Here is a 12449-nt window from a genome sequence, read left to right as displayed (position 1 = left end):
ACACCTAGTCAAACTAGTAAAAGTCACTGAGGACATGGCATTGGATTTAACACTTTTTGTTAAATTTTTTCTTGGTTTAGTCGCTATCATAAACCCGATAGGTCTATTACCCGTATTTGTGAGTTTAACCAGCCACCAGAGCGAAGTTGAACGAAATCAAACGGCTAAACATGCCAATATCGCGGTGGTGATCATTTTGCTAGTGACGATTGTAGCGGGCCAGCATATTTTGAATATGTTTAGCATTTCGCTATCAGCCTTCAGAATTGCAGGTGGTTTCCTGATTGCTATTATCGCCATGTCGATGCTTCAAGGTAAATTGGGTGAGGTCAAACGTAACCAAGAGGAAGACCGTGAAGCATCTGGTATGGAATCAGTTGCCGTGGTTCCTCTCGCATTACCTTTGATGGCGGGACCCGGTGCAATTAGTTCGGTTGTTGTGTCTGCGGCGCAGCACAATACCATAACGGATCTGATAGGCATGTCGATAACCGTGGTGCTATTTGGATTAACCAGTTTTGCCTTGTTTAGAATGGCGCCGATGATTTTTAAATTATTGGGTAAAACCGGAATTAACGTGATCACTCGTTTGATGGGGCTATTAATGCTGTCAATTGGTATTGAAGTGATTGCCGCTGGTTTTAAAGGCTTATTTCCCAGTGTCATTGGCTCATAATTGGAACAACTTTATAGAGACAAAAAACGCGCATTAAGCGCGTTTTTTTGTCTCTATAATTCTGATTCAATCACTTCTTTAGTGAGCTATTTTACAGGCTTCACACCTGCCGATGTTTGAATGATTGGCTTAATGCTGCCGTCCTCATTGTAATACAGGTAGTCAATCGTTGTTGAACGACGGAAACTGCCACCAGTGTTCGGATGTTGCATCATGCCATTGTGATAAAAGAAATAAGTCTCACCTTTAAAATCAACAATTCCTTGGTGGATGGTATTACTGTTTGCTGCACCTTCTGCAATGACGCCTTGATAAGTCCAAGGACCTTGAATGTCAGTGGCGGTTGAATAAGCGGTTCTTTCTGGGAATCCAGTGGCATAAGTCAGGTAGTAAGTATCGCCACGTTTATGGACCCAAGGTGCCTCTGTAAAATCTTTCACCTGTGCATCTGGGATAACATGAATAGCACCATCTAATTCAATCATATTGGGTTTCAATTTAGCGTAATAAGCCTTTTGATTTCCCCAGAACAACCAAGCTTGGCCATCTTCATCGATATAAGCAGCCGGATCGATATCATCCCAGCTAATATCGGTGGCTTTGGTCATATCATTGGTGATTAATGCAGACCCGCGGGCGTCTTTAAATGGTCCGGTAGGAGAGTCACTGACCGCAACACCAATGGCCTTACCATGTATGGTTTTATGCTCACTGGTGGTATACCAATAGAATTTTCCCTCTTTTTCGATGACATGACCCGCCCAGGCTTCACCTGATGACCAGCTAAAGTCAGTGGGTTTTAAAGGAGATGGATAAGATTTCCAATTAACCATATCTGTCGAGGAGTACACCAACCACTCATGCATTGTGTATCCTTCATCTGGCTTAGCTTCATCGTGACCGACATAAACATAGACAGTATCACCATGTACCATAGGCGCCGGATCGGCGGTAAACACATCGGTTATCACAGGATTCGCAGCGAGAGCCGAGCCTGAAAATAGCAGGCCCAAAATAGCAACATATTGATTTTTCATTTAACTTCCCCAATTGTATTACAATACTTCAATATGTGCTTATACGGCCAAATTTCCCATTTAGCAACAATTGCTAAATAAAATTCAGATTAAGGCTCGAATTTTGTGCAGTGTATTTTTGATAAAAGCTAATGCTAACCATGCTGCAAATCAAACAATGAACCCGTTTTAGCACTGAATAGATGCTGATGTAACCGCGCAGCAAATTCATCGGTCATACCTGAAATGTAATCGGCAATCACACGATGACAGTTACCATTGTTGTCATTTGCTTCCTGCCAACGCTCTTGTGTATTAAGCGGTAATAAACGCTGAGGATCTGATGCAAACGCTTCAAACAGCTCCATGACGACTTGCTGGCCTTTATATTCGAGCATCTGGATCTCTGGTTTACGAATAACCCGCTTATAGACAAACTGCTTTAAGGTGTTGAGCGCATCTTTAAAGGGTTGTTCTAATGTCGCGTTATAGCGTAGCAATGGCTCACTAAATTCTGGATTATCATCAATAATAATTGCAGTAACAAAGCCATTAACTAAGGTTCCAATGGCATCTTTACGTTGATGACGTTCTAGTGAAAACAGTTTGTCGCCGATATTGGCAAATTCTTGTTTTATCCAATCATCACTACTTGCTGCTAGCGCATCAGCAACATCTTGTTGCCACATGGGTTGAGTGACAATCCCCATGGCGATGGCATCTTCAAGATCATGAATTGCATAAGCCGTATCATCTGCTAGCTCCATAATTGAGCAATCGAACGACTTATACAAAGTACGTTTATGCTGATGTTGATTGATGCTGGTTGTGGTTAAAAATAGCGATTTATCTTGTGGACTAAGAGGTGCTAAAACCCAATCGAGAATAGATTGATCTTCATCGAAGATCCCTTTTACGGGGGGCCATTGTGAAGGCTTTAATTGCCGGTAGCTACTGACCTCAGGTTTAGGCTGAGATTGATATAAGTTCGCATGATAATTGGGGTACTTTAAGATCCCTAGTAAGGTACGACGGCACAAGTTCATGCCAAAGGATTCTGTATACGGCTCTAATGCTGTCAAAATACGAAAGGTCTGGCCGTTACCTTCAAAGCCGCCATCGCTGCGCATCATATAATTGAGCGCCACTTCACCGCCATGGCCAAAGGGTGGGTGCCCTATATCATGAGCTAAACATAGAGATTCAATCAGGCTCATTGAGTCGAGCAAGTATTTAAGATCTGGATATTTTTGCTTCAGTTGGGCACGTATACCGGTACCTATCTGTGAGACCTCTAAAGAATGGGTGAGGCGGGTACGATAAAAGTCATTCATACCTACGCCTAACACTTGGGTTTTAGCTTGTAAGCGTCGAAAGGCGGCTGAGTGTAATATACGAGCTCTATCTCGTTGGTAAGGACTGCGGTGATCGTTACGGCGATGTTTATCTTCACCTAAGCGTCTTTCATGCCATTGAGTCGATGTCATCCTATTTCCTTCTAGATGTTAGCCAAATCAGTTAAGTTCAAGCTACAGCAGGCGATTAATATCATCCAAATTCAGTTCAAAACTAGGGATAAACTTGTCGATAAAATATTTAACGGCAGGATCGTCATTTTGTGCTAATGCTTGATGTAAACGTTTCTTTGCGGTATTGAACTCATGATTTCCTGCCCGCTGTTCTTCAAGACACTTAACATAAGCGCAAAGGGTGTCTGCCGATTTAACTATTTGTTTATATTCTTTATCTGTATTCTCGCTGGTCAATAATTCACGATAGTCATCTTGTAATTCTTCTGGCACCATCTCTAATAACCTGTGCTCGGCGATAGCTTCAATTTTTTTGTATTCAAACTCAATTTCTTTATTGAAATATTTCACTGGTGTGGGTAAATCACCGGTGAGCACTTCGCTGGCATCATGGAAGATAGCGATGGTCGCTGCACGTTCAGGGTTGAGGTTAGTGGCATAAAATTTATTACTGATCACCGCTAAAGCATGGGCAACCATAGCGACCTGTAACGAGTGCTCCTGCACATTTTCAGAGCGGACGTTGTACATCAAAGGCCAGCGCTGGATCAATTTCATTCTGGCTAAATGGGCAAATAGGTGACTCATATTAACTTCTATTTCTACTGCAGGTTTGATTACATTAACACAGCTAAACAGCGAAGAAATAGCGTATTGGAAATAAAAAAAGCGATCATTGTGATCGCTCTTTAAGGTCAGTAAATTGGGGTTATTGCTGATAATCTTCTAAGAAATTACCAAACTCAGTGATGGCTTTATTCAGCTCTTCTTTGTATGGAAGAAACACTACTCTGACATGATCCGGCTCTGGCCAGTTAAAGGCTGTGCCTTGAACTAACAGGATTTTCTTCTCTTTGAGTAAGTCGAGTACTAGTCGCTCGTCATCTCGCAGATTAAACTTTTTGGCATCCAATTTCGGAAACGCATAGAGCGCCCCTTGAGGTTTTTTACAACTTACGCCTGGAATTTGGTTAAGCAGTTCATAACAGGTATCACGTTGTAAAGTGAGGCGACCTTCAGGTGCGGTCAATTCTTTGATACTTTGATAGCCTCCTAACGCGGTTTGAATCGCATGTTGATTAGGCACGTTGGAACATAGGCGCATCGATGCCAACATATCCAAGCCTTCAATATAACTTCTGGCCGCTTTTAGGTTACCAGACAACATCATCCAGCCAACGCGAAAACCTGCTGCACGATAAGATTTTGATAAGCCATTAAAGGTTACAGTAAGAATGTCATCAGACAGGGTCGATGCAGGGATATGAACTGCATCATCGTAAAGAATTTTATCGTAGATCTCATCTGCGAACAGAATGATATCGTTTTGGCGACAGATCTCGATGATCTCAAGCAGTAACTCTTTTGAATATACTGCACCTGTTGGGTTATTGGGATTAATTAGCACAATCCCGCGGGTACGGTTGGTGATCTTAGATTTAATGTCGTTCAGATCGGGAAACCAATCTGACTCTTCATCACAGCGGTAATGTTTGGCGTTGCCACCAGAAAGATGCACTGCTGCTGTCCAAAGTGGATAATCTGGCGAAGGAACCAAGACTTCATCATCTGTATTTAAGAGTCCCTGCATGGCCATTACTATCAGTTCCGATACGCCATTGCCAATATAGATATCTTCGATATCGACACCAAACAATCCTAGGCTTTGGTAATACTGCACAATGGCTTTACGCGCCGAGAAGAGGCCTTTGGACTCGCTGTAACCCTGGGCACTCGGTAGGTTGAGGATAACGTCACGGACGATTTCTTCAGGTGCTTCAAAACCGAAAGGGGCGGGGTTACCTATATTAAGCTTAAGAATACGGTGGCCTTCATCTTCGAGGCGTCGTGCTTCTTTATGAACTGGACCGCGTATGTCATAACAGACAGTGTCGAGTTTATTGGACTTAATAATAGGGCGCATCTGTACCTCGTAAATACAAAACAGTGGCGAAATGATTCGACTAAGTCATCGAACAATAACGAAAAACAGCCTGCTTTAAAAGGGCTTCAAGCAATAAAAAAATACAGTAAATAGAAGATGTGGCTAAGGTTTGATGTTTAACACTGCCGCGTTGATTTTTAAAACTGCAAATATAAATTTATTTAGTGATTTATGTTGTTTCGGTAACACAAAAAAGCCAGCAATTAAGCTGGCTTTTGTTTATTCGCGTTTAATTGAAATTAAGCGCGTTTCTTGAATTCGTGAGTACGGGTATCGATTTCGATGAAATCGCCAGTCTTAACGAAGTCAGCAACACTTAATGTTGCGCCACCAGCAATCGTTGCTGGCTTCATGACTTTACCAGAAGTATCACCACGAGCTGAAGGCTCAGTGTAAGTCACTTCGCGTACGACACTTGTTGGTAATTCAACAGAGATAGCTTTGCCTTCATAGAAAGTTACTTGGCATTGCTCTTCCATACCGTCAACGATATAAGCCGCTGCATCACCTAAGTTATCAGCTTCTACGTCGTATTGGTTGTACTCAGCGTCCATGAAAACATACATAGGATCAGCGAAGTATGAATAAGTACAGTCAAGACGGTCTAGAATGATATCTTCCATCTTGTCATCACCTTTGAAGGTGGTTTCTGTAGATGAATCTTGAAGTAGGTTCTTCAGTTTCAATTTGACGATAGCCGCGTTACGGCCAGAGCGAGTTGTTTCAGTTTTTTGAACAACCCATGGGCTGCCATCTAACATGATCACGTTGCCAGGACGGATTTCATGAGCAGTTTTCATTTTGCTATTTCCTATTTGAGGTTTTTCTATATCAACGCACTATCTTAGCTATTTTTGACAAATTGAACTAGTCGTGTTGCAAGATCTGCGTCATTTAATGCATCTATCTGCCACTGCAGCACATGTTGTTGCAGCGGTTTGTTGGCATTGCCAACGTGCTCCCAAGCCGCTATGACGGTGTCAGTATCGCCTTGGTTAAAAGCTAAATTCAGTGCGGTCCAGCTATTTGCTATTTCCGGCGCTAGATTATGACAATAAAGTGCCATAAAGGCTCGTAATTTTATCAGGTGATAGTCATCTTCTTGCGGATAAATGTGCCAAATGAAGGGTTTCGCCGCCCATTGTGCCCGTAAAAAGGAATCTTCACCGCGAACAATGTTGAAATCACAGCTCCATAACAGCCGATCGAAGTTCTGTTGATCTGTCATTGGCAGTATATGCAAAGTGAGATTATCAATGGTCACTGACTGCCCAGCTTGTAGCTGAGTTAAATCGGGAAAGTAGTGCTTAAGGCTATTGAGGCTACGACCCAATGGGATCAAGGCGTGAATCTTCTTATCGCCTTGTTGCCAGTGTGAACATAACGCAGCAAGACTAGGGGATTCATAGCTGAAGATACTAATGACTTTGTCTTCTGGGGCTATGCCAGTGAGTCCAAGTTCAGCAAACAAGCTTTGCTTATGTTGTATATCGTTTTGCCATGCGGCTCTTTGAACCAATAAATCGGCCTCACAGATTAAGCCACCGGTTTTAGGGGTAAAACCTGGAAAATAAAAATATTTTTTTATACCGCTACTTTGCAGCGAAGGGAGTCCATGACAGCCTTCGACCCAATCTTCGGCGCTAAGATATTCAAGGTTTAACCACAATGGCGCTGTATGTTCAGAACTGCGATGGTAATGGTTAATCTGCTCAATAACCTGGGGCGGAAGCTCACAAGCGAATGCTTCTATCAATACTGCGCCAGGTTGATAATCTAGATCCAGCGGTTGATTCCACTGTTTAATGATCACCTGGTTGAAACTTTGAATGGCTTTACTTGGATCTAGCTCTGGCAAGATATGGGAAAAACTGTTGAGATCATCGACCCAAAGGATCATGCTGAGTTGATATTCTGCCGCAAGCTGTTTGGCTAGTCGCCATGTGACCCCTATATCACCATAGTTGTCGACCACAGCACAAAAGATATCCCAGTGCTGTGATGTTGCTAAATTTGTAGAGTCGGATTTAGTCATGGCTATTATCTAAAAAAAGCGGCTAAAAGCCGCTTCTTTATCATTAATTGAGCGAGGGAATTAATCCTCAAGCTCAGCAAGGCACATCTCTTCGTAGATCTGTTTAACCCAAGCGTCAACGCGTTCTTCGGTCAATTCAGGCTGACGATCTTCATCGATACCTAGACCAACGAAGTGTTTCTCATCGGCTAACCCTTTAGAGGCTTCGAAGTCGTAACTCTCTGTAGGCCAATGGCCGATAACTACAGCACCACGTGCTTCAACGATTTCGTTAACCATGCCCATGGCATCAAGGAAATACTCTGCATAATCTTCCTGGTCACCACAACCGAAGATAGCCACTAGTTTACCGTCGAAGTCGATTTGCTCAAGATCGGGGAAGAAATCATCCCAGTCACATTGTGCTTCACCGTAATACCAAGTCGGGATACCGAAAAGCAGCAGGTCGTATTCTGCGATCTGTTCTTTGGTGCTTTTGGCGATATCTTTAACATCGACCATGTGTTTACCCAGCTTTTTCTGGATCATCTTGGCGACAGCTTCGGTGTTACCTGTGTCACTACCGAAAAAAAGACCTACAGTTGCCATTGTCTTTCCTTTATCTATTCATTACTTGGTTAATCCAATATTGCTCAGTATTAGCGATTAACTTGCTGTAGCAAAATTGACTCGATTAATTGGCTGCGGCTGATGTTACTGGCCAATGCCTTCTCATTCAAGGCGTCATACAAATCTTGTGACACCTTTAACTCTATTCGTTTTAGTCCGTTGGCTTTATCGCGCTGGACCTGGTTACGTTTGTTGACCTTTAACTGTTGCTCTCTGGATAACGGATTGCTGCGAGGACGGCCTCGACGTTTTTCAGTAGCAAACAGGTCTATCGTTGTTCTGTCTGATGATTCTTTTGCCATTGAAACTTTGCTTTAACCGATGCCTGTACCTTCCCAAGACATCTGTATTAATCCCTTAGCTATAAACCCGGCGCAGCCGAGAAATAATACCAACCATACAATATAGCGACCAAACTTAGGCACCTTGCCTTGTTTCAAAACGTCATGTATCGCCATACCAATAAAGAAAAACAGTGAAGCGAAAAACAGATCTAAGCCTATCGCCTCAATTTGTTCCATGTACTGAGATAACATAACCACGTTTCCTCAGGTAAAAAATGAGGCGCGAATATAGCATAGTTAAGTCAAGTCGGCTATACGATTTACATGGCTGTTAACTAAAAATATCGCTGCAAATTAATCTCTAATCGATTCGATTTTACAGTGTATTATGATGATTAATCGGGCGAAAGATTTTAGCCCATTAATCATTGCTATCTATAAATTCTGCTATTAGCCGATTGAATATCGCCGGCTTTTGCACATGTAACCAATGTCCAGTTCCTGCCAGTGATTTAGCCTGAATTGCCGGAAACTGCTGGATAAAGGCTTGGCTGTGCGCTGCCGTGACATAATCGGAATCGGCACCGCGGATACACAGGGCTGGTCCACTGTAATTCAGTGTTTGTTGGCTGTTAAGTTCCCAACCAATCAACTTTTCATAACATGCCTGTAGGCCATTGAGGTTCATTTTCCAGCTAAAACCCGTAGCTTCTCGCTGTAAATTTTTGAGTAAGAATTGTGCTGTACCTTCATCGATGCCGCTTGCTACTAGTTGCCCCAGAGCTTCGCTGCGCCCTGATAAATGAGCGACATCTAAGCTATTTAGTCCATTAAACACGGTATCGTGTCTTCTATGGTAGGTCACAGGAGCAATATCGGCGACAACAAGACTCTTTACATAGGAAGGATGAAGCAGGGCGACTGCCATGGCAACTTTACCACCCATGGAATGACCAACAAAATGTGCCTGTTTAATGTTAAGTTGGTCAAGTAAGTTCACCATTGCCTGAGCCAAGCTGGGATAATCCATAGCATCCCAGTGAGGACTTTTACCATGATTAGGCAGATCGACTCGAATCACCTGATGCTCGCTTAAGCTATTACCTAAGGCCTTGAGATTGTCGAGGTCGCCAAATAAGCCGTGGATTAATATCACCGTAGTACCACTGCCAGTGATCTGGTAGTTAAGAGTTGACATGCTATTAATAGATTAAAAATTTGCTCAAATTGTGCCTGTAAATCGAGAAAAATAACAGAGGTATGAAGATAGCATTGATGAACTGCGCGGATTTTCATCAATTAAAAGTTAATTTGTTGATCGAGAAACGATCTAGGGTAATTATAGCGCGATCGCTCTTTATTATGGGCGCCTAGATGACATACACTGGCAGTCTAATAAAATAGGCTGGTGTGGACAGCCTAAAACAAAGTCACACAATAATAACACGTTGATTTTCACCATCTAAGGAAGATTTTGGCCATGAAATATATTGAGATTGATGAAGAATTGTATCGCCATATCGCAAGTAAAACTGAGCGCATAGGGGAGAGTGCTTCAGATATCCTACGTCGCTTACTTGGATTAGATGTTGAAACCGTGGAAGCGCCAGCACCTAAACATATTAGTCAGCCAAGTATCGAAGCTCAACAGGTGAATCCAACACCAAACCTTAATGTTTCTGCTACATCGCTAACCGTTGATGGTTTGATTGATAAAGACAACTTAGCCGAACAAAAAGGTGCGGTAGGGCGTTTTCTTTTCTGTCTCGAAGCGATTTATAACGCAACAGGCCAGCAGTTTGATCAGGTTTTGCAAGTACAAGGGCGCGATCGCCTTTACTTTGCGACATCAAAAGAATCACTGTTAAAAGCCAGCAAATCGGCTAACCCAAAAGAGATCGGTCAGAGTGGATTTTGGGTCACGACTAATAACAACACAGCTAAAAAGCGTACCATCTTAAGCGAAGTCTTGACCCAGTTTGGTGTTGATGCGGCGCAAATTGAACAAGTGGTTAACCACGTCTAATACAAGTAAAAGAAAGGAGTCAGTTTTGGCAGTTCACCAACGTGCCGGACAAGTTGCACAACAAACGGATTTGGTCAGTATTCCTAAGCTAATGAGCCATTATTACCGTTTGGCTCCCGATGTGACTGATGCGACGCAAAAAGTCACTTTCGGTACCTCGGGTCATCGAGGCTGTGCGTTTAATAAGAGCTTCAATGAAAAGCACATTCTGGCCATCGTTCAGGCCGTCGTTGATTATCGACAAGGGGCGAATATTAACGGCCCTATGATTGTGGGTTTCGATACCCATGCTTTATCCCAAGCCGCTTATATCACCGCGCTTGAAGTGCTAACGGGTAATGGTGTTACCGTACTGGTTGCTAAAGATGATGAATTTACCCCGACACCGGTTGTTTCTCACGGTATCATCCGCACCAATAGAGACAAGTCTGTCGCACTAACTGATGGCTTGATCATTACCCCTTCACATAATCCACCACAAGATGGCGGCATAAAATACAATCCGCCCCATGGTGGGCCTGCAGAAGGTGAGATCACAGCTTGGGTTGAAGCACGTGCTAATGAATATTTAGCCAAACAACTTGAAGGCGTAAAACGTTTAACGTATGGCGTTGCCATTAATACCAGTTTGATTGAGCCGGTAGATTTTATCTCTGCTTATGTCGATTCTCTCGAAGATGTCATCGATATGAAGGCCATTAGCCAGGCGGGGATCCGTATTGGTGTCGATCCTCTCGGTGGTTCGGGTATCCATTATTGGCAACACATTGCCAAACGTTATGAGCTTAATATTGAGTTGGTCAATAATAAAGTTGATCCTACCTTCAGTTTTATGACGTTAGATAAAGATGGCAAGATCCGTATGGATTGTTCATCACCTTATGCGATGGCTGGGTTGTTGGCGCATCAAGACAAGTTTGATATCAGTATTGGTAATGATCCAGATTATGACCGTCACGGTATTATCTGTCCGCAAACGGGTTTGATGAACCCTAATCATTATTTAGCGGTGGCGATCGAGTATCTTTTGACTCACAGGCCTCAATGGTCTAGCAATGCCATTATCGGGAAAACTTTGGTTTCCAGTGCGATGATAGACAAAGTCTGTCTTGAACAGTCGCGTTCGATGAGTGAAGTGCCTGTTGGCTTTAAATGGTTTGTTGATGGCTTGGCCGATGGTTCATTTGCCTTTGGTGGCGAAGAAAGTGCCGGTGCGGCATTTTTACAACATGACGGCCGTACTTGGTGCACTGATAAAGATGGCTTTATTCTGGCGCTACTTGCCGCGGAGATCGTGGCGGTAACGGGTAAAACGCCTGCACAACTTTATCAAGCGATGACTGAGCGCCATGGCGAAAGTTTCTATCGCCGCATCGACAGCCCGGTAAAACCTAAGCGTAAGACTAAGTTTAATCAGCTGGTTGCCGAGGGCGTTAGCCAATCACAATTAGGCAGTTCGAGTCTTGCCGGTGATGCGATCACTCAGGTACTGACTCATGCTCCGGGCAATAAGGCTGCAATAGGTGGCATCAAGGTGTGTTCGGATAATGCCTGGTTTGCGGCGCGTCCATCGGGCACAGAAGCCTTGTTTAAGCTTTATGGTGAAAGCTTTGTTTCTGATGAACATCTCGAACAGGTTTTAACTGAAGCCCAAACCATGATTGACGTTCTGCTTAGTTAATTGGCTAAAATTAGCCCAATGAATGTATAAAAAGCCAGTCTTATCACTGGCTTTTTAATACTTTTATCTCTGCTTAATAAGTTAAATGACAGCTAGGAAGGTTGTTTTTTTCTAGGTAGTTCTGGTGGTACTCTTCGGCGCGATGGAAGGTGAGCGCTGGCACAATTTCAGTAACAATTTGGCGTTGCCCCCATTTCCCACTCTTGGCCAAATCCAATTTAGATTTTTCTGCTACGGTTTTTTGTTGCTTATCATGGAAGAAGATCGCACTACGATATTGATGACCAATATCGCCGCCTTGCATGTTTAACATGGTTGGATTGTGGTTACTCCAAAATACCGCGAGTAGCTGCTCATAGCTGACTTGCTGCTCATCGTATTCCACTTGTACAACTTCAGCGTGTCCAGTATTACCTGCTTTCACTTGTTCATAAGTGGTTTGACTGTCATTACCACCCATATAACCAGAGGTCGCCGCGGTTACACCCTCAATTTGTTTGAAGAAGTATTCGACTCCCCAAAAACATCCTGCCCCAAATGTTGCTAAAGCCAATTTTTAATACTCCATGACTTAAATTGATCACCACAAATTCATTTTATCGGTCTAAATTTTTAGACGGCTAGATGTCTGTATTGTGGCGTGTCGAT

At 43.1% G+C, this 12449-nt stretch carries 14 protein-coding genes; 3 read left to right on the top strand and 11 right to left on the bottom strand.

The features are described from left to right. Positions 1-40: 40 nt before the first annotated feature. Positions 41-676 (top strand): YchE family NAAT transporter, encoded by a 636-nt coding sequence (locus L1D21_RS07295; protein WP_239844577.1) that lies wholly within the window; start codon positions 41-43, stop codon positions 674-676. An 86-nt stretch (positions 677-762) separates the two neighbouring features. Here L1D21_RS07295 and L1D21_RS07290 read toward each other — a convergent pair whose 3' ends face one another. The 10 genes from L1D21_RS07290 to L1D21_RS07245 all read right to left on the bottom strand — a co-directional run bounded on the left by L1D21_RS07290 (position 763) and on the right by L1D21_RS07245 (position 9292). Next, positions 763-1713, bottom strand: a complete 951-nt coding sequence (locus L1D21_RS07290; protein ID WP_239844576.1) for a glycoside hydrolase family 43 protein — start codon at positions 1711-1713, stop codon at positions 763-765. A 134-nt stretch (positions 1714-1847) separates the two neighbouring features. Then, a complete protein-coding gene (locus L1D21_RS07285; RefSeq protein WP_239844575.1) occupies positions 1848-3179 on the bottom strand; it encodes an anti-phage deoxyguanosine triphosphatase in 1332 nt (443 codons plus the stop codon). Between the two features lie 42 nt (positions 3180-3221). After that, positions 3222-3809, bottom strand: coding sequence for a 5'-deoxynucleotidase (yfbR, locus tag L1D21_RS07280; protein ID WP_239844574.1), 588 nt, complete (start codon positions 3807-3809; stop codon positions 3222-3224). Positions 3810-3930: 121 nt separating this feature from the next. Then, a complete protein-coding gene (locus tag L1D21_RS07275; RefSeq protein WP_239844573.1) occupies positions 3931-5145 on the bottom strand; it encodes a pyridoxal phosphate-dependent aminotransferase in 1215 nt (404 codons plus the stop codon). 260 nt (positions 5146-5405) lie between these two features. Next, positions 5406-5966: an elongation factor P gene (efp, locus tag L1D21_RS07270; protein ID WP_239844572.1), complete on the bottom strand. Its 561-nt coding sequence runs from the start codon at positions 5964-5966 to the stop codon at positions 5406-5408. A gap of 44 nt (positions 5967-6010) precedes the next feature. Next, positions 6011-7201, bottom strand: a complete 1191-nt coding sequence (gene earP / locus L1D21_RS07265; RefSeq protein ID WP_239844571.1) for an elongation factor P maturation arginine rhamnosyltransferase EarP — start codon at positions 7199-7201, stop codon at positions 6011-6013. Positions 7202-7261: 60 nt separating this feature from the next. Next, positions 7262-7789, bottom strand: coding sequence for a flavodoxin FldA (fldA, locus tag L1D21_RS07260; protein ID WP_239844570.1), 528 nt, complete (start codon positions 7787-7789; stop codon positions 7262-7264). 50 nt (positions 7790-7839) lie between these two features. Then, complete coding sequence (gene ybfE, locus L1D21_RS07255) at positions 7840-8112, bottom strand: LexA regulated protein (RefSeq protein WP_239844569.1); 273 nt, start codon at positions 8110-8112, stop codon at positions 7840-7842. A 12-nt stretch (positions 8113-8124) separates the two neighbouring features. Continuing rightward, the gene (locus tag L1D21_RS07250) at positions 8125-8346 is read right to left on the bottom strand and encodes a DUF2788 domain-containing protein (RefSeq protein ID WP_239844568.1); all 222 of its coding nucleotides are present in this window, start codon (positions 8344-8346) and stop codon (positions 8125-8127) included. 169 nt (positions 8347-8515) lie between these two features. Further along, a complete protein-coding gene (locus L1D21_RS07245) occupies positions 8516-9292 on the bottom strand; it encodes an alpha/beta fold hydrolase (protein ID WP_239844567.1) in 777 nt (258 codons plus the stop codon). A 282-nt stretch (positions 9293-9574) separates the two neighbouring features. Here L1D21_RS07245 and seqA point away from each other — a divergent pair, with 282 nt between their 5' ends. Together seqA and pgm are read left to right on the top strand one after the other, a co-directional pair. Beyond that, complete coding sequence (seqA, locus tag L1D21_RS07240; RefSeq protein ID WP_239844566.1) at positions 9575-10120, top strand: replication initiation negative regulator SeqA; 546 nt, start codon at positions 9575-9577, stop codon at positions 10118-10120. 25 nt (positions 10121-10145) lie between these two features. After that, a complete protein-coding gene (gene pgm, locus L1D21_RS07235) occupies positions 10146-11801 on the top strand; it encodes a phosphoglucomutase (alpha-D-glucose-1,6-bisphosphate-dependent) (RefSeq protein ID WP_239844565.1) in 1656 nt (551 codons plus the stop codon). A gap of 73 nt (positions 11802-11874) precedes the next feature. On the opposite strand, the gene msrA is transcribed toward pgm, so the two are convergent. Then, complete coding sequence (gene msrA, locus L1D21_RS07230; RefSeq protein ID WP_239844564.1) at positions 11875-12354, bottom strand: peptide-methionine (S)-S-oxide reductase MsrA; 480 nt, start codon at positions 12352-12354, stop codon at positions 11875-11877. Positions 12355-12449 lie beyond the last annotated feature (95 nt).

Origin of the sequence: Shewanella sp. Isolate11, assembly GCF_022398315.1 — a bacterium.
Classification (GTDB): domain Bacteria; phylum Pseudomonadota; class Gammaproteobacteria; order Enterobacterales; family Shewanellaceae; genus Shewanella.
Note: the sequence above shows the minus strand (reverse complement) of the source record. Positions and strands in the feature narration are given on the sequence as shown.

Bases quoted from the DNA above. Each gene is read 5' to 3' on its own strand.
- L1D21_RS07290 (WP_239844576.1), bottom strand. From the start codon at position 1,713: ATGAAAAATCAATATGTTGCTATTTTGGGCCTGCTATTTTCAGGCTCG.
- L1D21_RS07285 (WP_239844575.1), bottom strand. From the start codon at position 3,179: ATGACATCGACTCAATGGCATGAAAGACGCTTAGGTGAAGATAAACAT.
- yfbR (WP_239844574.1), bottom strand. From the start codon at position 3,809: ATGAGTCACCTATTTGCCCATTTAGCCAGAATGAAATTGATCCAGCGC.
- L1D21_RS07275 (WP_239844573.1), bottom strand. From the start codon at position 5,145: ATGCGCCCTATTATTAAGTCCAATAAACTCGACACTGTCTGTTATGAC.
- efp (WP_239844572.1), bottom strand. From the start codon at position 5,966: ATGAAAACTGCTCATGAAATCCGTCCTGGCAACGTGATCATGTTAGAT.
- earP (WP_239844571.1), bottom strand. From the start codon at position 7,201: ATGACTAAATCCGACTCTACAAATTTAGCAACATCACAGCACTGGGAT.
- fldA (WP_239844570.1), bottom strand. From the start codon at position 7,789: ATGGCAACTGTAGGTCTTTTTTTCGGTAGTGACACAGGTAACACCGAA.
- ybfE (WP_239844569.1), bottom strand. From the start codon at position 8,112: ATGGCAAAAGAATCATCAGACAGAACAACGATAGACCTGTTTGCTACT.
- L1D21_RS07250 (WP_239844568.1), bottom strand. From the start codon at position 8,346: ATGTTATCTCAGTACATGGAACAAATTGAGGCGATAGGCTTAGATCTG.
- L1D21_RS07245 (WP_239844567.1), bottom strand. From the start codon at position 9,292: ATGTCAACTCTTAACTACCAGATCACTGGCAGTGGTACTACGGTGATA.
- seqA (WP_239844566.1), top strand. From the start codon at position 9,575: ATGAAATATATTGAGATTGATGAAGAATTGTATCGCCATATCGCAAGT.